This window comes from Thioalkalivibrio sp. AKL12, assembly GCF_000377925.1.
Classification (GTDB): domain Bacteria; phylum Pseudomonadota; class Gammaproteobacteria; order Ectothiorhodospirales; family Ectothiorhodospiraceae; genus Thioalkalivibrio; species Thioalkalivibrio versutus.
In genome coordinates this window covers 103029-126011 of record NZ_KB898890.1, presented here as the reverse complement: position 1 = coordinate 126011, position 22983 = coordinate 103029, and the positions used below count along the sequence as shown (strand labels likewise).

The following is a 22983-nucleotide window of genomic DNA, read 5'->3' as shown; positions in this document are numbered from 1 at the left end:
CGAATGGGCGCCTCACGGCCAGCCCTGTAGAATGGCGCGCGTTCCCTGTCCGGATTCCGCCTGCATGTCGCAACCGCCCCTCGTCCTGGTCGACGGCTCGTCCTACCTGTTCCGCGCGTTCCACGCCCTGCCGCCACTGACCGCGCCGGATGGCGCCCCGACCGGCGCGATGATCGGTGTGGCCAACATGCTGCGCAAGCTGCGCGCGGACTACGGGCCGGAGCACATGGCGGTGGTGTTCGACGCCAAGGGCAAGACCTTCCGCGATGACATCTACCCCGAATACAAGGCCACCCGCCCCCCGATGCCGGATGAGCTGGCGGCCCAGATCGAGCCTCTGCACGAGCTGGTCCGGGCGATGGGCCTGCCGCTGCTGTGCGTCGGGGGTGTCGAGGCCGACGACGTGATCGCGACCCTGGCCGACCAGGCGGCGCGCGCCGGCCACGCGGTGGTGATCTCCACCGGCGACAAGGATCTCGCCCAGCTGGTGGATGACCGCATCACGCTGGTGAACACCATGAGCGGCGTCACCCTGGACCCGGACGGCGTGCGGGAGAAGTTCGGCGTCGCCCCGGAGCAGATCGTCGATTATCTCGCGCTCATGGGCGACAGCGTCGACAACATCCCGGGCGTCGACAAGGTCGGCCCGAAGACCGCGGCCAAGTGGATCGCGAAGTACGGCGACCTCGACACCATCCTCGAGCAGGCCGACGACATCGGCGGCAAGATCGGCGAGAACCTGCGCGCGGCCACCGACCGGTTGCCGACCTCGCGCGAGCTGATCACGGTCAAGCGCGATGTCCCGCTGGATGTCGGCCCCGACGACCTCGCGATCCAGGAGCCGGACCATGACCGCCTACTGGAGATGGTGCGCCGCTACGGCTTCACTCGCTGGCGCGCGGAACTGGAGGGCGGCAACGGCGATACCGCCGCCGACAACCCCGGACCCGCGCAGACGAAGGGCGACTACCAGACCGTTCGCGAAGAGGCCGATTTCGCTGGGCTACTGGAGCGCCTGGACAAGGCCGAGCGCGTGGCCTTCGACACCGAGACCACCAGCCTGGATGCGATGCGTGCCGAACTGGTCGGCATGTCGTTCGCGTTCGAGCCGGGTACCGCGTACTACCTTCCGCTCGCCCATACCGGGCCGGATGCGGACCCGCAGCTGCCGTTCGACACGACGCTGGAACGCCTGAAGCCGTGGCTGGAGTCCCCGGACCACGGCAAGCTCGGCCATCACCTGAAGTACGACCGCAACGTGCTGGGCAATCACGGCATCACCCTGCGCGGGATCCAGGACGACACCCTGCTCGAATCCTTCTGCCTGGACGCCGGCGCCAACCGCCACGACCTGGACTCCCTGGCCGAGCGCCACCTGGACTACAAGACTACGCACTACGAGGACGTGGCCGGCAAGGGCGCGAAGCAGATCCCGTTCGCCGAGGTGGATATCGGCATCGCCACCGATTACGCCGGCGAGGATGCCGACATCTGCCTGCAGCTGGATGCGGTGTTCCAGCCGCGCCTGAAGGAAGCGGAAGGCCCGGCCTTCGTCTACCGCGAGATCGAGATGCCGCTGGTCCCGGTCCTGGCGGATATCGAGCGTGCAGGCGTGAAGGTCGACCCGGACCAGCTCGGCGCGCAGAGCCAGGCGCTGCTGACCGAGATGGAACGTATCGAGCGCGAGGCCTTCGAGGAGGCTGGTGGCGAGTTCAACCTCGGCTCGCCCAAGCAGATCCAGGAGATCCTGTTTGAACGCCTGGGGCTGCCGGTGCTGCGGCGCACGCCCAAGGGCCAGCCCTCGACCGCCGAGGACGTGCTGGAACAGATGGCGGGTGACTACGCCCTGCCACGCCTGATCCTGGAACACCGCGGGCTGTCCAAGCTGCGCAGCACCTATACCGAGACCCTGCCCCGGCGCATCCACCCCAAGACCGGGCGGGTGCATACGTCCTATCACCAGTCGGGTGCGGCCACCGGGCGCCTGTCGTCGTCGGAGCCAAACCTGCAGAACATCCCGGTGCGCACCGAGGCCGGGCGGCGCATCCGGCAAGCGTTCATCGCCGAGGCGGGCCACCAGCTGCTGGCGGCCGACTACTCGCAGATCGAGCTGCGCATCATGGCCCACCTGTCGCAGGACGCGGGCCTGCTGCGCGCCTTCGCCGAGGGGCAGGACATCCACCGCGCGACCGCCGCCGAGGTCTTTGGCACAGAGCCAGACCAGGTCTCGAACGACCAGCGCCGGGCGGCCAAGGCGATCAACTTCGGCTTGATCTACGGCATGTCCGCCTGGGGGCTGGCGCGCAACCTCGGCATCGAGCAGGGCGAGGCGCGCGAATACATCGACCGCTACTTCAATCGCTATCCCGGCGTGCACGACTATATGGAGAAGGCGCGCGCCAGCGGGCGCGAGAACGGCTATGTCGAGACGCTGTTCGGTCGCCGCCTGTACCTGCCGGAGATCAACAGTCGCAACGGCGCCCGGCGCCAGCAGTCCGAGCGCGTCGCGATCAACGCCCCGATGCAGGGCACGGCCGCCGACATCATCAAGCGCGCGATGGTACGGGTCGCGAACGACCTGTCAGAGGCGCGAATCGATGCCCGCATGATCATGCAGGTACACGATGAACTCGTATTCGAAGTCGCCGACGACGCACTGGATGCGTTGACCGACCTCGTGCGCCAGGCCATGAGCGGCGCCGCCGATCTCGACGTGGAGCTGGTGGTGGATATCGGCGTCGGCGCCAACTGGGACGATGCGCACTAAATGACGGACGCGCCCGCCATGCGCTTCAATCGGGTCGCCCCCTGGCTGGTCGCGATCCTGTTGCTGGCTACGGCCTGGGTGCTGGCTGATCGCTATCTGGACACCGGCGGTTCGGGCGACGTCACGATTCTCCAGCCGGGCGAGTGCGATCTGAACGTCGCCCCCTGCACCGCCACCCATCCGGCAGGCGGCACGCTCACCCTCGAGATCGCGCCGCGCCCGGTGCCGATGCTGCAACCCCTGGCCCTGACCCTGGATCTGGATGCGACCGCGCGGACCCACTTGGGCGACCCGGAGGCCCTGGAACTGGACCTGGCCGGGGTGGAGATGTACATGGGTTTTCAGCGCCCGCGACTGGAACATACCGGCGACGGCCGCTACGCCGGCGAGACGACGCTGCCCATCTGCACCACCGAGGCCATGACCTGGGCCGCCACCGTCATGCCCGCGGGCGACCCCGATGCGGCCCGGGTCCAGTTCCGCTTCGTCACCCGCCGCAGCCACAGCGACACACCCTGAGGGAGATCGACATGCAGCGCATTCCGCTGAGCAGCCTGTTATGGGCGCTGGCCGTGCTGGCGGCCGGCGCCCTGCTCGTCTTCGTGATGCTCCGCCCGGCACCGCCGCCCGTACCCCAGGGGGCCGACCACGAACGCCTGCCGGTGGCGGATGCGGTATCCGGCGGGCCGATCGAACTGCCGGTATCCACCGAGGGCAACCGGTTCCGGCTCGCGGACCTGGAAGGGCAATACGTCTGGGTGTACTTCGGCTACACCGCCTGCCCGGATGCCTGCCCCACCAGCCTGGGCTGGATCAGCGCCGCGCTGGATCGCCTGCCCCCGGAACTGGAGGACAAGGTCGCCGCGGTACTGGTGAGCGTCGACCCGGAACGCGACGACGCCCAGCGCCTGGAAACCTACGTCGGCCACTTCCACCCGGCCATCCAGGCCGCCACGGGTTCCCACGAGGAGCTACGCCCCATCACCGAACGCTACGGGGTGTTCTACGAACGCACCGAGATCGACTCGGCCATGGGGTATGTGGTGGATCACAGCTCGTCCACCTACCTGATCGGGCCCGAAGGCGAACTCCTGGAGATCCACCCGCACGGGACATCGGCAAGCGAGCTGGTGGCTACCTTGCAGGCCCGAATAGAGGGCCATGAGGGCCGCGAATAAGTTCGCCCCTTTCACGCAGGACGCCTGTGTGAGGCCGGGGCAATCGATTCTGTGAAAAAATTCGCAATCCAGACGGATCCGGCCGGAACTTTGCCCGGACGACGCTTTCTCACTTCATAAGCGCTCTAGCCCAGCGCGGCCCGCTTCTCTCCCTGAGCGGGCACTAGGCCTCTCCCCCCCCTGTAGAGGCCGAAATTAGCCCCGGTCCCACCCCAAGGCCGGGGCTTCTTTTTGTCCAAGCCTCCTGACCCAACGCCTGACACCCGGCCCCATGCCCGTGGCTCAACCGGACTCGTGGTCAACCAGCCAGTCGCCGAGCAGGCCGCGCAAATCGTCCACGCCCTGGTTTTTCAGGGAAGAAAAGGTCTGCAGCGTCGCCTCCACGCCCATGACCTCGAGCTCGCCATGGGCCTTGCGCAGCTGCCGATCGGCCTCCTGGCGCGAGAGCTTGTCCGCCTTGGTCAACACACAGTGCAGGCGGCAGCGCTCCAGCGGGACCCACTCCAGCAGCTGGCGATCCAGGTCCGTCAGCGGGCGGCGGATATCCATGATCAGCACCAGCCCGATCAGGTTTTGGCGCGTCCGCAGATATGCCCCCAGCAACTGGTCCCACTCGGCCCGCTTGCCGGCCGAGACCTTGGCAAAGCCGTAACCCGGCAGGTCCACCAGCCGCCAGTGCTCGGCCGGCGGCAGGCTGAACAGGTTGATCTCCTGGGTGCGTCCCGGTGTGCGCCCGACCCGCGCCAGTGCCTTGCGCCCGCACAGGGCATTCAGGGCACTCGACTTACCGGCATTGGAACGCCCGGCAAAGGCGATCTCGACGCCGGCATCCTCGGGGAGCTGGGATAGCTGAGCCACCCCGCGCATGAAGGCGGTCTCGCGGAATCGGGGTTGCATGGGGGGATACAGTCCTTGGCCGAGTGCGGGGCTCGGTTTATTTTTGAGTACAAATTAGCATTGTGCTATAAACTGCGCCCCTTATGTTGATCGCCCTACCATGGGGCACAAGGAACGGGTCGAGACCCGGCACGCATTTACAAGCAGGAGATTCTCCATCATGAACCACAAGCTTTCCGCTCTCTTTGCTGCCCTGTCCGTATCCCTGCTGCTCCCGCTGTCGGCGGCCCAGGCGGGCGATCCTCAGCGCGGCCAGGAACTCTCCCAGTCCTGCGCGGCTTGCCACCAGGCTGACGGCAACAGCGTCAACCCGGAATGGCCCAAGCTCGCCGGCCAGCACCCGAAGTACACCACCAAGCAGCTGCAGGATTACAAGTCCGAGCGCCGCGTGAACAGCCTGATGCTGGGCCAAGTCGCCAACCTGGACGAGCAGGACATGCGCGACCTTGCGGCGTTCTACGCCGAACAGAGCATCAGCAGCGGCACCGCCGACGAAGAAGTCGTCGAGCGCGGCGAACAGATCTACCGCGGCGGCATCCCGTCGCAGAATGTCGCCGCCTGCATCGCCTGCCACGGCCCCAACGGCAACGGCAATCCGGAAGCGATGTTCCCGGCCGTCGCCGGCCAGCACGCGCAGTACAGCGCCGACCAGCTGCGCTACTTCCGCAGCGGCGATCGCGCCAACGACAACGGTCGCATGATGCGCAACGTCGCGCGCAACATGTCGGATTCCGACATCGAGGCCGTGTCCCAGTACATGGCCGGCCTGCAGACCGGTAACTGATCCGGTCCGCAGTTGCGCCGCGCAGGATCGGCGGCGAAGCGACCCAGGGAAGGGGCGGCCTCGGCCGCCCCTTTTTGTTGGGCGCAAGAAAAACACGCTTTGCGGGAATGCCTTCGTAGCCGCTTGCGTCATGGTGGGGCACGACCGAACTCCTCGGCACGCCATCGGTCCACCCAGTGCTCGCGGAACGCCCGTGCAGTTTGTCTTGGAAATTGAACCCCCTCGGGTTGCTTCGCATAGTCGCCAGGGTTAAAGCAGGTTTCAGAATGTCGAATATCGATCAGGCCGCAGACGCCAGCCCGTCCTCCGCATCTCGCCAGAAAGCCGCCCGCAAGCCGCGGCGTAGCCGCATCCTTGTGGATTTCATGGGCTCGATGACCCTCGCGATCACCTTGTTGGTGGCGCTCGCGATTGCGTCGGTCATCGGCACTGTCCTGGTACAGAACGAACCCTATACCGAGTACCTGATGGACTACGGTCCGTTCTGGCACGAGATCTTTGCCGGCATGGGGCTGTACCAGGTCTATTCGGCCACCTGGTTCCTCCTGGTCGTCGCCTTCCTGGTGATCTCCACGTCATTCTGCGTCTACCGCCAGACCCCTGGATTGATCAAGGATCTGCGTCGCTACAACACACAGGTCAAGGAAAAGTCGCTGCGCTCGTTCAATGCCAGCGCCGAGGCGGACCTGGATCAACCGCAGGATGAATTCCTGCAGCATACCCACCGCGTACTCAAGGCCCAGGGGTTCCGGGCCCGCGAGAAGAGCACCGACGGCCAGACCGTCATTGCCGCGATGCGCGGGCGCTGGAATCGCCTGGGCTACCTGCTGACCCATGTCGGTATTGTCGTCATCTGTGTCGGTGCCCTGGCCGATGGCACGACCCTGCTCAAGATCAACGAATGGCTGGGGAACCTGGAGATCGAGACCCGCAGCGTGCCGATCTCCGAGGTCCCCCGCTCAGCCTGGATCCCGGACTGGAACCCGTCCTTCCGCGGTTCGGTGGAGATCCCCGAGGGCGCCTCGGCCAACGTGGTCTTCCTGCCGATGCGGGAGGGCTATTTCGTCCAGGAACTGCCGTTCCGCATCGAACTGGAGGAGTTCCGCATTGAGCGCTTTTCCACCGGCGCCGAGAGCTCCTACGAATCGGACCTGATCATCCACGATCCGAACCGCGACGAGCCGCTGCGGCATACGATCTCGGTCAACTATCCGCTGATCTACAACGGCTACGCCATCTTCCAGGCCAGTTTTGCCGACGGCGGCACCCGCCTGGACATCGACGCCATCCCGCTGGGTCCCGAGGCGCTGCAAGCGCTCGAAGTCCCCGGCCGCGTGTTCCAGGAGATGGACATCCCGACCCCGGATGGCGATACCCGTACCATCGAGTTCACCAACTTCCAGCTGGAGAACGTGGTCCCGCTCCTGAATGAAGAAGGCGTGCGCGAAAACCGGCACATGGGCCCGAGCTTCGACTTCCGCCTGATGGATCGCACCGGCCATGGCCTGTACTACCGCAACTACCAGCGCCCGGCCCTGCAGGAAGGAGCGATGTATTTCCTGAGCGGCGTGCGCGAGAGCCCGGCCGACGAGTTCCATTACCTGTTCCTGCCGGCCGATGCCGACAACTCGCTGGAACGTTTCCGCACCTATCTGGCCATGCTGCACAACCCCGAGGTGCGCAACGAGATCGCCCGCCAGGTCGCCCGTGACGACGACACCGTCGAGGGGTCGCAGAACCAGGCGATTGCGCAAACCGCGGCCGAGTTGATGGGGCTGTTTGCCCAGGGCGGCTACATGGCCGTGCACAACGAGATCGAACGCCGCGTCCCGGCCGATCGCATCGAGGAAGTACGTGACCTGATGGTCCGCATCCTTCACGCCGGCCTCCAGGGGCTTTACATGGAGGTCCTGCAGGACGAGGGTGTGGTCTCGATCCAGGAAGAAGAACAGCGCTTCCTGGAGGACACAATCTCGGCGATCAACGCGATCAGCCTGTATCAGTCGCCGTTCTTCTTCCACCTGAAGGACTTCGAGCACCGCGAGGCCTCGGGCCTGCAGATCGCCCGCGCCCCGGGCCAGAGCACGGTGTACGTCGGCAGCACCATGCTGATTGTCGGGATCTTCCTGCTGTTCTACGTGTCCTATCAGCGCCTGTGGATCATGGCGCGGCGGCGCGAGGACGGCGAAGGCACCCACGTGGTGATGGCCGGCACCAGCAACCGCCATCAAGTGGAATTCGAGGAACGTTTCGCGCATCTTAAGCGCTGGATCATCGATCAGAAGCCAGTCGGCAACGCCGATGACAGCACCCGTGAATCAAACAACAAGAACGACTAGAAGTTAATCAGTCGGAGGAGCGATCCATGTCAGTACCCCACGAGGCCCTGGATTTCGAACGGCCCGGCATCTTCCGGCGCATTCAGCTGCGCGACTGGGCGTATATCGCCCTGACCATCGCGGTCGGCGTAATTGCCTTCTGGCAGTACGGCCACATGATGGACCGCTACGACACCGGCGGCCTGATCCTGGCCGTGGGTCTCAGCGCCTGGATGGGCTGGTTCTGGCGACCATGGCAGGCCTTCTCGATCATCGTGGGCGTACTCGCACTGTTCGGGATCTGGTTATACGCCGATGACCTCGCCCGCGGCAGCACCAACTTCTGGCTGAACTACGTCGGTTCCGGTCAGGCCGGTGTCATGTGGATGAGCGTCTTCCTGTACCTGTCCACAGTCGCCTACGTCACGGGCCTGTTCAGCCGCTCCGACTTCCCCACCCGCGTCGGCGGGGCTTTTGCCTGGATCGGCGCCGGCGCCGGCTTGATGGCCCTGCTCGTGCGCTGGCGCGAGATCTACCTGACCGACCCGACCTGGGGCTACATCCCGGTGGCCAACCTCTACGAGGTGTTCATCCTGCTGGCCGCCATGACCACCCTGATGTACCTGTACTACGAGAGCCGCACCGGCCAGCGCACCATGGGTGCGTTCGTGATGCTGGTTATCGCCGCGTCGGTCACCTTCCTGCTGTGGTACATGTTCAGCCGCGGCGCGCAGGAGATCGAACCCCTGGTCCCGGCGCTTAACAGCTGGTGGATGAAGATCCACGTGCCCACCAACTTCGTTGGTTACGGCGGCTTTGCCATCGCCGCCATGCTGGGCGTGGCCTACCTGATCAAGCACCGTCTGGAACGGACCCGCCCGGACGCCGCCATCACCCAGCGCATTCCCAGCAAGGAAGCGCTGGATAGCGTGATGTACAAGGCCATCGCAATCGGCTTCGCCTTCTTCACCATCGCCACCGTGCTCGGCGCGATGTGGGCCGCCGAGGCCTGGGGCGGCTACTGGACCTGGGATCCGAAGGAGACCTGGAGCCTGATCCTGTGGCTGACCTACGCGGCCTGGCTGCACATGCGCTTTACCAAGGGCTGGCGCGGTCCGGTCATGGCCTGGTGGGCGATCATCGGCCTGTTCGTCACCACCTTCACCTTCCTGGGTGTGAACATGTTCCTGTCCGGCCTGCATTCCTACGGAGAACTGTAAATGAAGCGTCGTGAATTCATGGGCGCTCTGGGCGGCGCCGGCCTGCTGCTCGCCACCGGTACCAGCCTCGCGGCCGAATACCGCGAAGGTCAGCACTACCGCGCCATCCAGCCGCCGCTCGACACCGGCCTGGAGGACGGCAAGATCCAGGTCGTCGAGATCTTCTGGTATGGCTGCCCGCACTGCTACGAATTCGAGCCCAAGGTCCAGGCGTGGAAGCCCGGCCTGGCCGACGACGTACAGTTCGAATACCTGCCAGCACCGATGAACGATGTCTGGGCGCTGCATGCCCGGGTCTACTACACCGCAGAAAAGCTGGGCGTGCTCGACGAAGTGCATCAGGCGTTCTACGACGCGATCCACGATCAGGGCCGCCAGCTGCGCTCGGAAAGCGCCATCCTGCGCTTCATCAACCAGCGCGGACTGGACGCCGACGAGTTCCGCGAAACCATGCGCTCCGACGCGATTCGCCAGCGGATCGTCGAGGCCACCGAGGCGGTACAGGACTACGGCGTGGGCGGCGTCCCCACCCTGGTCGTCAATGGCGAGGCTATCGTCTCGGCCAGCATGGCCGGCGGGCACGACGAAATGCTGGAGGTTGCCGACTACCTGATCGAACGTGCCCGCGGCTAACGCGGGCCCGTTCCGGCGGGTTCGGCCATGAGCGATCCGACCACCGCGCAGCGTCTGGTCGAGTGCCTCGAACAGGAGGGCGTTGAACGCATCTTCGGCCTCCCCGGGGAAGAGAACATGGCCGTTCTCGACGCCCTGGCCGATTCCCCCATCGAGTTCGTCACCACCCGTCACGAGCAGGGCGCGGCCTTCATGGCCGACGTTCACGGGCGGCTGTCCGGCAAGGCGGGCGTCTGCCTGGCGACCCTGGGGCCCGGTGCCACCAACCTGATCACCGGCGTCGCCGACGCCAACATGGATCACGCCCCCCTGGTCGCAATTGCCGGCCAGGCCAGCACCCATCGGCTGCACAAGGAATCGCACCAGGTCCTCGACCTGAAGGGCCTGTTCCAGCCGATCACCAAGTACAGCTCACAGGTGCTGGAACCCGAGATTCTGCCCGAGGTGATCCGCAAGGCCTTCAAGTGGGCCGAAGGCGGCAAACCCGGTGCCAGCTTCATCGAGCTGCCAGAGAACATCGCCTCGCTGCCGTGCCCGAATCCACCCTTGCCGGTACATGCCGGCCCGGCCGCCGTACCGGCCGAAGCCTCCCTGGAGGCGGCCGCGCGCCTGCTGAACGAGGCCCGGCACCCGCTGATCCTGGCCGGGAACGGCGTGATCCGTTCCGGCGCCAGCGGCGCCCTGGCCATGCTCGCCAGCGCCCTGAACATTCCGGTCGCCAACACCTTCATGGCCAAGGGCGTACTGCCGTTCCGCCACCCGCTGGCGCTGGGCTCGGTCGGCCTGCAAAGCCAGGACTTCGTGAATTTCGGCTTCCACAAGGCCGATGTGATCGTCTGCATCGGCTACGATCTGGTCGAATACCCGCCCAGCTTCTGGCATCCGGACGCCGACCGGACCCTGATCCATATCGACTCCGCGCCGGCCGAGATCGACGGTCACTACAATGTGACCGCCGAGGTACTGGGCGATCTGACGACCTGCCTGCACCGCCTGGCGGAACAGGTTAGCCCCCGCGAAGAGACCATCCTGCGCCCGCTACGCCAGAGCCTGATCGACGACATGAACGAGCACCGCAACGACACTCAGGTGCCGCTCAAGCCGCAGAAGCTGATCTGGGATCTGCGCACCGCCGCCGACCTCGACGCGATCATGATCACCGATGTGGGCGCGCACAAGCTCTGGATGGCGCGCATGTTCCGCTGCGAGCTACCCAATACCTGTCTGATCTCCAATGGCTTTGCCAGCATGGGCATTGCGCTGCCGGGCGCCATTGCCGCCGCCAAGCTCCACCCCGAACGCCAGGTGGTCGCGGTCACCGGCGATGCCGGCTTCCTGATGAACGTGCAGGAGCTGGAAACGGCGGTTCGCCTGGGCCTCAACTTCGTTGTGCTGATCTGGAACGACAACGCCTACGGCCTGATCGAGTGGAAGCAGGTGCGCGAATATGGCCGCAAGGCCTTCGTCGAGTTCGGCAATCCGGACTTCGTGCAGCTGGCGCAGTCGTTCGGGGCGCACGGCGTGCGCATCGAACCCGGCGACAGCCTGGAGATGGCGCTGCGCGAGGCCCTGGTAACACCCGGGGTCACGATCATCGACTGCCCAGTGGACTACAGCGAGAACATGAAGCTGACGGAACGTTTGGGCGAACTGGTTTGTCCATTCTGACAACGCGGACTTCCCCGCCAGCAGGAGACGACCCGCGATGACCTCGATCGCGTCCGGCCATGATCGCACCGCGCCCACCGGGCCCGAGGGCGCGACACAACCGGAAGCCTCCACCCCGGAACGCCTGGGATATCACCACGAGCAGGGCAGCCAGCGCCTGCGGCTCTTGAGCTTCAACGCCCAGGTCGGCATCCACTCCTCCCGGTTGCATCACTACCTGACCAACAGCTGGAAGCACGTGCTCCCCTACGGTGGGCGCATGGACAACCTCGACCGGGTGGCGCGCTTTATCTCGGAGTTCGACATCGTCGGTGTGCAGGAACTGGACGGGGGTAGCCTGCGCAGCAACTTCGTCGATCTGGCCTCCTATCTCTCCGAACGTGCGCATTTCCCGTATACCTACAACCGGATCAACCGCGATCTGGGGCAGTTCGCCAAGCACTCCCTCGCCCTGTTCTCGCGCCTGGAGCCGGACCGGGTGCAAATGCACCGTCTGCCCGGAGCGCTGCCCGGCCGCGGCGCGATCGAGGCCCGCTACGCCATGGGCGACGGCGAGGAGCTGGTGCTGTTCCTGCTGCACCTGGCCCTGGGCAAGCGCACGCGGAAATCCCAGCTGGCCTACGTCGCGGAGCGCATCCAGGATTTTCCGCATGCCATCGTGATGGGCGACCTCAACTGCCAGCAGGACAGCGAGGAACTGCGGCAACTGATCGCGCGTACCGGGTTGATGGAGCCGATGGCCTGCCCGGCCACCTATCCCGCCTGGGACCCGCGCCTGGTGTTCGACCACATCCTGCTGACCCCCGACCTGCACGTCAGCGACGTGCGTGTCTACAACGTGGCGCTCTCCGACCACCTGCCGGTCGGTATCGAGATCGAACTGCCGCAGCGCCAGGCCCTTCATGATCCAGCGCACTAAACCGATGTCGAAAGACGGGTACGGTTCGAGCGCCAGTGTGTACATTAGTCCGTGTTTCCCTGGCATCCACCCCATTTCCGCGTTTAAATAGGCGCGCCTACTATCCGGGATTTCCCGATGTCCGACAGCGATCTGCGCAAGACCATTATCGAGCTCGAGCGCTCGCTGGATCGGGAGCGCGCCCTGCAGGACGCGATCCGCCGCGTCGCCCTGCGATCGCTCGCGGTGGTCTCCGCGAAGGTGCCGGCACTGGAAGGCGCCGTGCGCGACCTGACCCGCGCCATCGAATCCGACCCCGGCGACACCGCCTGGCTGGATCGCCTGAGCGGCCAGCTGGCCGATGCCGTGCGCTCCAGCGATCAGCGAGAGGACCTGGCCGACGGCATCCTCGCGGTCGTCCAGCGTGGCCTGCTCGGCTTCGAATTCCTCGACCCCGAGCTGGAGGCCCTCACCCGGGCCGCCGATCGGCGCGACAAGGCAGAGATCGAACGCACCCTCACACGCCTCTTTTCGGTGATGCACGACAAGTGCGAACAGGCAATGACGGAGCGCGAAGAACTCACCGAGGTCGTCGGCGAGATCTGGCACCGCCTGGAAGACGTGGATACCGCCCTGTCCGAAGACGAGGCGCGCGGCCAGCGCGCCCGGGAATCGGTCTCCGAACTGCACGCGGGGATCTCCGGGGATGTCGAACACATCAAAGGCCGGGTGGTCGACGTCGAGGACCTCGCGACGCTGCGAACCGAGGTGACCCGCGGTCTCGACCGCATGGTGGAGCGCGTCACCACGTTTCGGAACGAGCAGGAAGACGAACTGCAGGTGGTGCAGGAACGGAACCGCCTCCTGCGCTCCAAGGGCCGCAGCCTGGAGGGTCAGGTGCAAGCGCTGCGCAACCGGCTGGAACAGGCGCGCGCCGAAGCCAGCCGCGACAGCCTCACCGGCCTGCCCAATCGAATGGCCTTCGAACAGCGGCTGGAGCAACTCCCCGCAGAACTCGAGAAATCGGGCGCGGCCTCGCTGCTGGTCTGGGACATCGACCACTTCAAGACCATCAATGACGAGTACGGCCACACTGCCGGCGACAAGGTCCTGCGGGCGGTCGCCGAGATCCTGGCCGAGGGCGTGCGCGAGCCGGATTTCGTCGCGCGCTACGGCGGGGAGGAATTCGTGATGATCATCCATCGCGAACCTGACGCTGCATACAGCCAGGCCAATACCATCCGCGACGCTGTGGACCGTCTGATCGTGCGCTCCGGCAAGACGCGTCTGAAGGTCACCATCTCCGCCGGGCTGGCCGGAATCGACCCCGCCGCCGCCCCGGAGGCGATATTCGATGCCGCCGACCACGCGCTGCTACAAGCGAAAAAGCGAGGCCGTGACCGCATCGAGCGGGCCGGCGACTGATCCACTGCCGAGGGAACCCATGAACGGCACGCCTCAACCCCACCTGATCTTCGGCGAAGTCCTGGTCGATTGCTTCCCCGACGGTACGCGCGTCCTCGGCGGCGCGCCCTTCAACGTCGCCTGGAACCTGCACCAGCTGGGCGAGGCCGCCTGTTTCGTGGGCGGAGTCGGGGACGACGCGGACGGCCGCAGCATCCGCGAGCGCATGAACCGCATCGGGATGGACACCCGCGGCCTGTACAGGCACCCCGCGGCCCCCACCGGCCAGGTCCGCATCGCCCTGGAAGACGGCGAACCGACCTACACCATCGTCCCTGACCAGGCCTATGACACCGTTCCGGCGGAATGGGCGGACCAGCTGCCGGACACCGCGGGCCTCCTCTATCACGGCACGCTCGCCATGCGCGCGGACAACCGCGAGCTACTGGAACGGTTACAGGCCCGTGCACAACATCGTTTCGTCGACGTGAACCTGCGCGCACCGTGGTACCAGCCTGACGACGTCCTCGCGCTGATGCGCGGGGCCGACGTGGTCAAGCTGAACACCGACGAGGCGGCCACGCTGGCCCCCGACGTCGCCGCACCGGAGCGCTCGGCGGCGCTCCTGGAACGCGCCGCGATCCGCTCCGCCCTGATCATCACCCACGGCGCCGACGGCGCAGCCATCCACACCACCGATGGCCAGCACTGGCAGGCCCCGGCCCCCGCCGTCGACGGCTTCCGCGACGCCGTGGGGGCCGGCGACGCCTTCGCCAGTGTCGCCATCATCGGCCAGCAACACGGTTGGCCCTGGGCAACCACCCTGGACCGCGCCCTCCAGTTCGCAGCCGCCGTCTGCTCCCTGCAGGGCGCCACCACCGCGGATGCCACCTTCTATCGCGAGGCTTCGCGCGACTGGCGCTCGGCCTGACAGCGCCGGGACGCCCGGACTCAAAGATCGCACCCCGCGACATATCCCGCGCAAGCCTCCCTCTCTACGTTAGAAGCGGATGGGACGATCCGTAACCGATCTCTCGTTCTTCATCCATCGTGGACGGACTCTCCGTTACCGCTGCACGATCAATCCGCCCCCCCTGCCAGCTTCTGCACACTACTCTCCGGAAAAAGCGTTCACTCGCGCGGCGGGACTAGATGGGCTTGACCTCTGGCACCCGATCTAGAAGTCCACTGCCTTTAATATGGGTGCATATGGCGCTCGTATGAAAGGCAGCATTTAATAAAACTGGAATAGCGCTGTGTCGGCGCAAATTTGGTGACGGCCACAACGAAGAGGACGGCAGCACGCTCCAAGCGACGCGAAGGCACATATTCAGGAAGACTTGCGCGATAAACTTTAGCGAGCCGGCAGGCCTGCGGTGCGCGGGGAGATGCCACGCTGGCCCGCAGGGCTGGTATCCTCGCAGTCCATTGATGGCCGCCGTTTGGCGGTCCGCTGATTCGGTTCGGGCGGCGCCCGGACCGTGGATTCTGGAGGCCGCATGAGCAGTACCCACCGACCCACCGATATCCAGCTGCATCAGAAGTCGCGCATCCTGGAGCTGACGTATTCGGACGGCTCGCATTTCGAGTTGCCCTGCGAGTTCCTGCGCGTGTATTCGCCCTCGGCCGAGGTGCGCGGGCACGGCAAGGGCCAGGAGGTGCTGCAGGTCGGCAAGGAAGACGTGAACATCACCGGGATCGAGCCGGTCGGGAACTATGCGGTGAAGCTCGTGTTCTCCGACGGGCACGATACCGGCATCTATGACTGGGACTACCTGCACGAGCTCGGCACGAACCAGGAGCGACTGTGGCAGGATTACCTGGATCGGCTGAAAGAGGCCGGACACGAGCGCAAGACGCACTGACAACGGCACTTTGATGAAAGAAGAATCCGGCAAGACCCACTTCGGCTACCAGAGCGTCCCCGAGTCCGAGAAGGCCTCGCGCGTCGGCGAGGTGTTCCATTCGGTCGCGTCGCGCTACGACGTGATGAACGACCTGATGTCCATGGGCGTCCATCGCATCTGGAAACGCTACACCCTGGAGCGCACGGGCGTGCGCCCAGGCATGAAGATCCTGGACCTGGCCGGCGGCACCGGCGACCTGGCCGGGGCCTTTGCGCCACGCGTCGGACCCAAGGGTCAGATCGTGGTCTGCGACATCAATGCCTCGATGCTGGAGGCCGGGCGCGACCGCATGCTGGACGAGGGCCATGTGGGTAACCTCGACTTCGTGCAGGCGGACGCCGAACAGCTCCCCTATCCGGACGACTACTTCGACCGCGTGACCATCGCCTTCGGCCTGCGCAACGTGACCCGCAAGGAGCGCGCGCTGGCCGAGATGCGCCGGGTGATCAAGCCGGGCGGGCGCGTGCTGGTGCTGGAGTTCTCGCAACCGATGGCGCCGCTGCGCCCAATGTACGACGTCTACTCCTTCAAGGTGTTGCCGCTGATGGGCAAGCTGGTCGCGAACGACGCCGACAGCTACCGCTATCTGGCCGAATCCATCCGCATGCACCCGGACCAGGAAACCCTGGCCGGCATGATGCGCGACGCCGGACTGGAGCGGGTCGAATACGACAACCTGACCGGCGGCATCGTCGCCCTGCACCGCGGCACCAAGCTCTAGCGTTCTCATGGCCGAACCCTTCGCCCTGCCCAGTCCGTTCGCGGCCCTGATCGAGGCCACGCTGAACGAACACCTGGCCAGCGCCCCGGAGAAGGACCGGGCGCGGCTGGCCGGGCGTGCGATCGCCATCGTGATCGAGCCGCCGGGGCTCGCGCTGTCGCTGGTCGGGGCCGCGGACCGATTGCAGGTTACAGGCGGCGTCGAGGAGCCAGTGGACGTGCAGCTGAAGGGCTCGCCGCTGTCGCTGGCCGCGGCGATGGCACGTGACGACCGCTCCGGGTTGACGATCACGGGTGATGCAACCGTGCTCTCCGACCTGCAACATGCACTGCGCGATGCCAGTATCGACTGGGAAGATCTGTTCGAACGCTTTGCCGGCGCGGGAGCGGCCGGCCCGCTGCGCCACCTGCTGGACCAGGCGCGCGACAGCCTGCGCCACCTGGGCCGGCGCTCCGCCGAGGACACGGCCGACTACCTGCGCGACGAGCTCGAATGGCTACCGGCCGGCGGTGCGTTCGAGGCCTTCGCCGAAGACGTCGCCACGCTGCGCGACGACGTCGCCCGGCTGGATGCGCGGCTGCGTCGTCTGGAGGCACCGGCCTCCGCACCTGACGACCGGCAGGCCTGATGCGCCGCGCGCTGTACCGGGGCCTGCGGCTGTGGACCATTGCGCGGGTCCTGGTGCGCTATCGCCTCGACGTCATCCTGTTCACGCTGAAGCCGCTACGCCCGCTCAGCTTCCTGCTCTATCTCGCCCCCTGGAACTGGTTCCGCCGCACTGAAGGCACGCGCGGCGAGCGCATCCGCCGCGCGCTGGAGGATCTGGGCCCGATCTTCATCAAGTTCGGACAGATGCTCTCCACCCGGCGCGACCTGCTGCCGGACGACATCGCGATCGAGCTCGCACGCCTGCAGGACCGGGTACCGCCGTTCCCCAGCGACCAGGCGCGCGCCGTGATTGAGGCCGAGCTGGAACGCCCGATCGAGATCGCCTTCGCCGCCTTCGAGGACACACCAATCGCCTCGGCCTCCATCGCCCAAGTGCACGCGGCCACGCTGCAGGACGGGCGCGAGGTGGTCGTGAAGGTGGTGCGCCCCGGCATCCTCAAGACCATCCGTGCGGATCTCGAGGTCATGCACCTGATCGCGGACCTGGCGGACCGCTACTGGTCCGAGGCCAAGCGCCTGCGCCCGCGCGAGGTGGTGGACGAATACGAAAAGACCGTCACCGACGAGCTGGACCTGATCCGCGAGGGCGCGAACGCCGCCGCGATCCACCGCAACTTCGAGGACAGCCACCTCCTCTACATCCCGGAGATCATCTGGGATTACACCCGCCGCAGCGTACTGGTGATGGAGCGCATTGGTGGCCTCCCGGTGGCCGATGTGGCCGCCCTGCGCGAACGCAACGTGGACCTCAAGCTGCTGGCCGAACGCGGCGTGGAGATCTTCTTCACCCAGGTGTTCCAGCACAACTTCTTCCACGCCGACATGCACCCGGGCAACATCTTCGTCGATGCCACCCACCCGGACGACCCGACCTACCTGGCGGTGGACTTCGGCATCGTCGGCTCGCTGCTGGACTCCGACCAGCGCTATCTGGCCGAGAACTTCCACGCCTTCTTCAATCGCGACTACCGCCGCGTGGCCGAGCTGCACGTGGAATCCGGCTGGGTCCCGAAGGACACCCGTGTCGACGAGTTCGAGGCGGCGATCCGCACCGTGTGCGAACCGATCTTCCAGCGCCCGCTGGACGAGATCTCCTTCGGCCAGGTCCTGCTGCGCCTGTTCCAGACCGCGCGGCGATTCAACATGGAGGTCCAGCCGCAGCTCGTGCTGCTGCAGAAGACCCTGCTGAACATCGAGGGCCTGGGCCGCCAGCTCTACCCCCAGCTGGACCTGTGGACCACCGCCAAGCCATTCATCGAGAAATGGATGCACGAACGCATGGGCGTGCGCGCATTCATCCGCAACGCGCAGCAACACCTGCCGCGCCTGCTGGCGCACCTGCCGGAACTGCCGATACACCTGGAGAAGGCCCTGACCGTGGAGGAACAGCGGGCCGAGCGCGACGCCGCGCTACGCCGCCAGATCCTCGAGCTGGAAAACGGGCTGAGGCGCCAGTCCCGCCGCCGCAACGAGGGCTGGGCGGGCGTGGCTCTGCTGGCCCTGGCTGGGCTGGCCACCCAGCTGGAGGTCACCGCCTGGCAGGGGCTCGCCTGGCCGGTTTGGCCGCTCGCGCTGATCGGCGCCGGCGTGCTGCTGTTCAGCCTGCGCCCCGGCCCCCGGCGCCGTCCCGTCACGGACGACTGAGCCAGCCGTCACGTGGGATGCGGCTTGAGTCGTAGCCTGACGCCACCACTCCACCTCACAGGGTCAAACGTCGAGCAGCAACCGCGCCGGGTCCTCGATGGCGTCCTTGATGGCGACCAGGAACTGCACCGCCTCGGCACCGTCGACCAGGCGGTGGTCGTAGGACAGGGCGACGTACATCATCGGCCGGACGACGACCTCGCCGTCCACCGCGACCGGGCGTTCCTTGATCGCGTGCATGCCGAGGATCGCGCTCTGCGGCGGATTCAGGATCGGCGTGGAGAACAACGAACCGAACACGCCCCCGTTGGTAATGGTGAACGTGCCGCCGCGCAGCTCGTCGATGTCCAGCTTGCCGTCACGTGCGCGTTCGGCGTAGTCGCGGATGCGCCGCTCGATCTCGGCAATGGAGGCGTTGCCGGTATCGCGCAGGACCGGCACCACCAGTCCGCGCGAGGAGGAGACTGCGATGCCGATGTCGCTGTAGTGGTGATAGACGATCTCTTCGCCATCCAGTGCGGCATTGACGACCGGGAAGCGCTCGAGCGCGCGGCTGGCCGCGGCCACGAACAGACCCATGAAGCCGAGCTTGATGGAATGGCGCTTCTCGAAGGGCTCCTTGTAGCGGCTACGCAGGGCCATCGCCGCGGACATGTCGATCTCGTTGAAGGTGGTCAGCATCGCGGTGGTCTGCTTCGCTTCCAGCAGCCGTTCCGCGATGCGCGCCCGCAGGCGGGTCATCGGCACACGCTCGATGCGCTCGGCTCGGTCTCCGGGGTCGGCCGCATGCGCCTGGGGTCGCGCCGCCCCGACGGAACCCGATGGCGTCGAAGAAGCCGCGGGCGCGCTGCGATCGCTGCGCGCCCGCTCCACGTCGGCACGCTGGATGCGCCCGTCGTCGCCGGTGCCCTCGACATCCTCCGGACGCAGGCCGGCTTCCTGCAGCAGGCGCCGCACGGCCGGCGTGGGCGGCGGGCTACCGGCCGCTCCGTTCCCGGCCCCGGACGGCGCGGGCTCGGGTGATGAGGCAGCGGCCGGTTTCTCTTCTCGATCCCCCGTTGCAACAGACGCCGGCTTGCCGCCCTCCGTGGCTGTCGATGCCCTGGAATGCGCTGCCTCATCCTCGGTCTCTTCGTCCGGGTCCTCCGGGGCGGCTTCGGCGGGCCCCAGATAACCCAGGATCGCGTCGGCCTTGACCACATCGCCCTCGTTGGCGGAGAGCTCCACCAGGGTGCCCGCACTGGGGGCCGACACCTCGAGGACCACCTTGTCGGTCTCCAGCTCGGCGATCAGCTCGTCGCGCTTGACGGCGTCACCAGCCTTTTTGTGCAGGGCGATCACGGTCGCATCGGCGACCGACTCGGGGAGTTCCGGGACCTGGATCGGGGTGCGATCGGATGCCATCTCGCTTCCTTGTTCTGTGCGTCTTTATCGAATGTTCAGGGCGTGGGGTGCGGCGTGTCACGCGAGCTGATCGGCCCGAACGCGCGCTCGAGCAGATCTTTCAGCTGCGCCTTGTGCACCTCGGGGTAACCGACGGCGGGCGCGGCGGCCGGGGGTCTCGCGACGGCGTGCAGGGTCTGGCCACGCACTGCCAGCAGCGGGTTGATACGCGGGGCGACAAACTCCAGGTAACCCTGGTTCTCCGGTTCATCCTGGACCCAGACGAATTCATCCGCCTCCGGATAACGCCCCAGCAATTCGGTCAGACGTGCCTCGGGGAAGGGGTAACACTGCTCCAGGCGCAGGATCGCCGTATCCGCGTGCTCGCCCTCGGCCTGGCGCGCAGCCAGATCGTAGAAGATGCGCCCACTGGTCATCAGCACGCGCTTCACCTTGCCGGGATCCTCGATACGGGCGTCGTCGATGACCGTCTGGTACTGGCCCGTCGCCAGCGCATCGAGGTCGGAGACCGCGTCCTTGTGGCGCAAAAGGCTCTTCGGGGTCATCACGATCAGTGGCTTGCGATAGGGCCGCAGCATCTGCCGGCGCAGCAGGTGAAACATCTGCGCCGGCGTAGTGGGCACGCAGACCTGCATGTTCTCCTGCGCCGCCAGTTGCAGGAAGCGCTCCGGGCGGGCCGAGGAGTGCTCCGGCCCCTGCCCCTCGTAGCCGTGGGGCAGCAACAGGGTCAGGCCGGACAGGCGCCCCCACTTCTGCTCGCCGGAGGAGATGAACTGGTCGATCACCACCTGGGCGCCGTTCACGAAGTCGCCGAACTGCGCCTCCCAGACCACCAGAGCCTCGGGCGCGGCGGTGGCATAGCCGTATTCGAAGGCGAGCACGCCCTCCTCGGACAACAGCGAATCGATCACCAGGAAACGCGGGTGGTCCGGATCCAGGCGCCGCAACGGGACGATGGCCTTGCCGGTCTCCTGGTCGTGCAGGACCGCATGGCGGTGGAAGAAGGTGCCCCGGCTGGAGTCCTGCCCGGACAGGCGAATGCGGTAGCCGTCCTGGATCAGCGCGCCGTAGGCCAGGGTCTCGGCCGCACCCCAGTCCAGCGGCTGCTCGCCGCGCGCCATGGCCACGCGGGCATCCAGGATCTTCTGCACGCGGTCGTTCAGTCGGAAACCCTCCGGCGGGGTGGAAAGCTGCTCGAGGGTGCGCGCCAGACGGTCGGCGGGGGCGCCGGTGTCCACATCCTGGTCCCAGGTCTGGTTCAGATAGGGGCCCCAGTTGGTCGAGGATCCGGCATGGCTGTTGCGCTCGCGCAGCAACGACAGCGCCACCGGCTGGCCGGCATCCAGTCGGCCGCGATAGTCCTCCAGCGCTTGTTCCTGTGCGTCCTCGGTCGTCAGGCCCTCGCGGATCAGGCGTCTGGCGTAACGCTCGCGGGTGGTCGGCAGGTCGCGGATACGACGATACATATGCGGCTGCGTGGCGGCCGGCTCGTCGGCCTCGTTGTGGCCCTGGCGGCGGTAGCAGACGAGATCGATGACCACGTCCTTGCCGAAGCGCATGCGGTAGTCCAGCGCGATCTGGGTGATGAACACCACGGCCTCGGGATCATCGCCATTCACATGCAGGATGGGCGCGTTCACCATCTTGGCGACATCCGTGGCGTAATGCGTCGAACGAGCGTCCTTCAGGGTCGAAGTCGTGAAACCGATCTGGTTGTTCACCACCACATGCACGGTGCCCTTGGTGGAGAAGCCCCGGGTCTGGGACATGTTCAGGGTCTCCATGACCACGCCCTGCCCGGCAAAGGCGGCATCGCCATGGATCACCACCGGCATCACCCGGTTGCCCTTGCGATCGCCGATACGCACCTGGCGCGCCCGCACCGAACCCTCCACCACCGGGGTGACGATCTCCAGGTGCGAGGGATTGAAGGCCAGCGCCAGATGCACCCGACCACCCGGGGTATCCAGGTCCGAGGAGAAACCCATGTGGTACTTCACGTCGCCGGTGCCACGGTCGTCGCGCGGACGCCCCTCGAACTCGTTGGCCAGCTCCTCCGGGGACTTGCCGAACAGGTTGACCAGCACGTTGAGGCGTCCGCGGTGTGCCATGCCGACCACGAACTCCTGCAGCCCGCGCGCGCCGCCCCGCTGGATCAGGGCATTCAGCAGCGGGATCAGGCTTTCCGCGCCTTCCAGCGAGAAGCGCTTCTGCCCGACATAGCGCCGGTGCAGGTAGCGCTCCAGACCCTCGGCCGCGGTCAGACGCTCGAGGATCGCCAGGCGGGTGTGGTCATCGAAACCGAAGTGGCCATGGGCCGATTCCAGACGCTCCTGCAGCCAGCGCTTCTCGTCGGTGGCCATCAGGTGCATGTATTCCGCGCCGATACCGGCGCAGTAGGTCTCCTTCAGCACCCGCTCGATCGTATCCAGCGAGACACGCCCGTCGATGAACAGCGAGCCCGGATCAAAGGTGACATCGGGGCCGACCTGGTCGAGGCCATGATGCTCGCGGCTCAACTCGCGCGGTGGCTCCGGCGGTTCGCGCTCCAGAGGATCCAGACGGGCGCCAAAGTGACCGAGGTAGCGGTAGGCATTGATGAACTGCAGCACGCGGATCTGCAGCTGTTCATGGGCCAGATCGGGCCGATCGGTGGAGCGCCGGCGGCGTTCCGGGCGCGGCGCCCCTTCCAGCGAGCGGAAGTAATCGGCCCAGGCCGGCGGGACGGAATCGGGGTCGTCCTGGTAGCGCTCCAGCAGATCCTCGGCGAAAGCGAGGTTATCCGGGTGCAGTTCCTGCCCGGATACGGGGCTGTCCAGCCGGTGCCGGGATGGCATCTCGTTCATTCGCGGTCTCTTCCCATTCCTGATG

18 protein-coding genes are annotated in these 22983 nt (G+C 66.4%); 15 read left to right on the top strand and 3 right to left on the bottom strand.

Annotation, left to right across the window (positions count from 1 at the left end):
* Nucleotides 1–64 precede the first annotated feature (64 nt).
* Genes polA through D579_RS0101870 form a run of 3 tightly spaced genes read left to right on the top strand, consistent with a single transcriptional unit; the run spans nt 65 to nt 3945 of the window.
* Nucleotides 65–2767: a DNA polymerase I gene (gene polA, locus D579_RS0101880; protein ID WP_018950929.1), complete on the top strand. Its 2703-nt coding sequence runs from the start codon at nt 65–67 to the stop codon at nt 2765–2767.
* On the top strand, nt 2768–3286 hold the full coding sequence (locus D579_RS0101875; protein ID WP_018950928.1) for a hypothetical protein: 519 nt from the start codon (nt 2768–2770) through the stop codon (nt 3284–3286).
* An 11-nt stretch (nt 3287–3297) separates the two neighbouring features.
* Nucleotides 3298–3945 (top strand): SCO family protein, encoded by a 648-nt coding sequence (locus tag D579_RS0101870; protein ID WP_018950927.1) that lies wholly within the window; start codon nt 3298–3300, stop codon nt 3943–3945.
* Nucleotides 3946–4227: 282 nt separating this feature from the next.
* On the opposite strand, the gene yihA is transcribed toward D579_RS0101870, so the two are convergent.
* Nucleotides 4228–4842, bottom strand: a complete 615-nt coding sequence (gene yihA / locus D579_RS0101865; protein ID WP_018950926.1) for a ribosome biogenesis GTP-binding protein YihA/YsxC — start codon at nt 4840–4842, stop codon at nt 4228–4230.
* A gap of 160 nt (nt 4843–5002) precedes the next feature.
* Here yihA and D579_RS0101860 point away from each other — a divergent pair, with 160 nt between their 5' ends.
* The 12 genes from D579_RS0101860 to ubiB all read left to right on the top strand — a co-directional run bounded on the left by D579_RS0101860 (nt 5003) and on the right by ubiB (nt 18708).
* Nucleotides 5003–5626, top strand: coding sequence for a cytochrome c (locus tag D579_RS0101860; RefSeq protein WP_018950925.1), 624 nt, complete (start codon nt 5003–5005; stop codon nt 5624–5626).
* Between the two features lie 266 nt (nt 5627–5892).
* Entirely contained in the window at nt 5893–7965 is a 2073-nt protein-coding gene (locus D579_RS0101855) for a cytochrome c biogenesis protein ResB (RefSeq protein WP_018950924.1), read from the top strand.
* A gap of 26 nt (nt 7966–7991) precedes the next feature.
* Entirely contained in the window at nt 7992–9164 is a 1173-nt protein-coding gene (gene ccsB, locus D579_RS0101850) for a c-type cytochrome biogenesis protein CcsB (protein ID WP_018948216.1), read from the top strand.
* Entirely contained in the window at nt 9165–9797 is a 633-nt protein-coding gene (locus tag D579_RS0101845; protein ID WP_018937447.1) for a thiol:disulfide interchange protein DsbA/DsbL, read from the top strand. It abuts the gene before it with no gap.
* 27 nt (nt 9798–9824) lie between these two features.
* Nucleotides 9825–11465: an acetolactate synthase large subunit gene (locus D579_RS0101840; protein WP_018950923.1), complete on the top strand. Its 1641-nt coding sequence runs from the start codon at nt 9825–9827 to the stop codon at nt 11463–11465.
* Nucleotides 11466–11502: 37 nt separating this feature from the next.
* Nucleotides 11503–12384 (top strand): endonuclease/exonuclease/phosphatase family protein, encoded by an 882-nt coding sequence (locus tag D579_RS0101835; protein ID WP_018950922.1) that lies wholly within the window; start codon nt 11503–11505, stop codon nt 12382–12384.
* 117 nt (nt 12385–12501) lie between these two features.
* Entirely contained in the window at nt 12502–13788 is a 1287-nt protein-coding gene (locus D579_RS0101830; RefSeq protein ID WP_018175966.1) for a GGDEF domain-containing protein, read from the top strand.
* Between the two features lie 19 nt (nt 13789–13807).
* Nucleotides 13808–14698 carry a PfkB family carbohydrate kinase gene (locus D579_RS0101825; RefSeq protein WP_018950921.1) on the top strand — a complete coding sequence of 297 codons (891 nt, stop codon included), beginning with the start codon at nt 13808–13810 and terminating at the stop codon, nt 14696–14698.
* Nucleotides 14699–15266: 568 nt separating this feature from the next.
* Nucleotides 15267–15632 (top strand): gamma-butyrobetaine hydroxylase-like domain-containing protein, encoded by a 366-nt coding sequence (locus tag D579_RS0101820; RefSeq protein ID WP_018145031.1) that lies wholly within the window; start codon nt 15267–15269, stop codon nt 15630–15632.
* Between the two features lie 13 nt (nt 15633–15645).
* Complete coding sequence (gene ubiE / locus D579_RS0101815) at nt 15646–16395, top strand: bifunctional demethylmenaquinone methyltransferase/2-methoxy-6-polyprenyl-1,4-benzoquinol methylase UbiE (RefSeq protein WP_018950920.1); 750 nt, start codon at nt 15646–15648, stop codon at nt 16393–16395.
* Nucleotides 16396–16402: 7 nt separating this feature from the next.
* Nucleotides 16403–17023 carry an SCP2 domain-containing protein gene (locus D579_RS0101810; RefSeq protein ID WP_018950919.1) on the top strand — a complete coding sequence of 207 codons (621 nt, stop codon included), beginning with the start codon at nt 16403–16405 and terminating at the stop codon, nt 17021–17023.
* A complete protein-coding gene (gene ubiB / locus D579_RS0101805) occupies nt 17023–18708 on the top strand; it encodes a ubiquinone biosynthesis regulatory protein kinase UbiB (RefSeq protein ID WP_018950918.1) in 1686 nt (561 codons plus the stop codon). The genes D579_RS0101810 and ubiB overlap by 1 nt, the downstream gene beginning before the upstream one ends.
* 63 nt (nt 18709–18771) lie before the next feature.
* Here the strand turns inward: ubiB and odhB are convergent, their stop codons facing one another.
* Entirely contained in the window at nt 18772–20112 is a 1341-nt protein-coding gene (gene odhB, locus D579_RS0101800; RefSeq protein WP_018950917.1) for a 2-oxoglutarate dehydrogenase complex dihydrolipoyllysine-residue succinyltransferase, read from the bottom strand.
* A gap of 35 nt (nt 20113–20147) precedes the next feature.
* Complete coding sequence (locus D579_RS0101795; protein WP_018950916.1) at nt 20148–22958, bottom strand: 2-oxoglutarate dehydrogenase E1 component; 2811 nt, start codon at nt 22956–22958, stop codon at nt 20148–20150.
* Nucleotides 22959–22983: the final 25 nt, after the last annotated feature.